Below are 690 nucleotides of genomic sequence, written 5' to 3'. Positions count from 1 at the left end.
AGAAGCCATCTCATTTGGTGAGTCTGCGGTAGCAGATGAGGGTGCAGGCGATGCTGGTGAAGGCGAGGAAGTGTTCGGCCTTGCGTTCGTAGTGGCGGTGGAGTCGGCGGCAGCCGGCGAGCCAGGCCATGGTGCGTTCGATGGTCCAGCGGTGTCGGCCGAGTCGCTGTGAGGACTCGATGCCCTTGCGGGCGATGCGGTGCCGGATGCCTCGCTGTGCCGGCCATTGCCGCAGGTGGCGGTAGTCGTAGCCCTTGTCGGCGTGGAGCTTTGCGGGCCTGCGCCGGCGTGGGCCCCGCCGGGATCTGATGGGCGGTATGCCCTTCACGAGCGGGATCAGGGCCTGGCTGTCGTGCAGGTTGGCGCCGGAGATGCCGACGGAGAGGGGCAGACCGGTCCGCTCGGTGATCAGGTGGATCTTCGACCCGTACTTGCCCCGGTCGACAGGATTCGGACCTGTCAGGTCCCCCTTTTCAAAGCCCGCATGTTCACCGAGTCGATCGCGCACCTCGACCAGTCCAGCTCGCCGCGGGATCCGAGCTCGTCGAGGACCAGGCGGTGCAGCCCGGCCCACACCCGGGCCTTCGTCCACTCGGTGAATCTGCGGTGGGCCGTCGCCCCGGACGGGCCGAACGACGCCGTGGGCAACTGCTGCCACGTGCAGCCCGACGTGGCCACGAACACGATCGC

The 690-nt window shown here is 68.0% G+C and carries 1 pseudogene; it reads right to left on the bottom strand.

Going from position 1 to position 690, the window contains the following annotated elements:
• Nucleotides 1–10: 10 nt before the first annotated feature.
• Nucleotides 11–690, bottom strand: a pseudogene (locus EAO76_RS41850) (IS5 family transposase); the annotation flags it as partial.

The organism is Streptomyces sp. sk2.1, from assembly GCF_008120935.1.
GTDB lineage: Bacteria > Actinomycetota > Actinomycetes > Streptomycetales > Streptomycetaceae > Streptomyces.
Note: the sequence above shows the minus strand (reverse complement) of the source record. Positions and strands in the feature narration are given on the sequence as shown.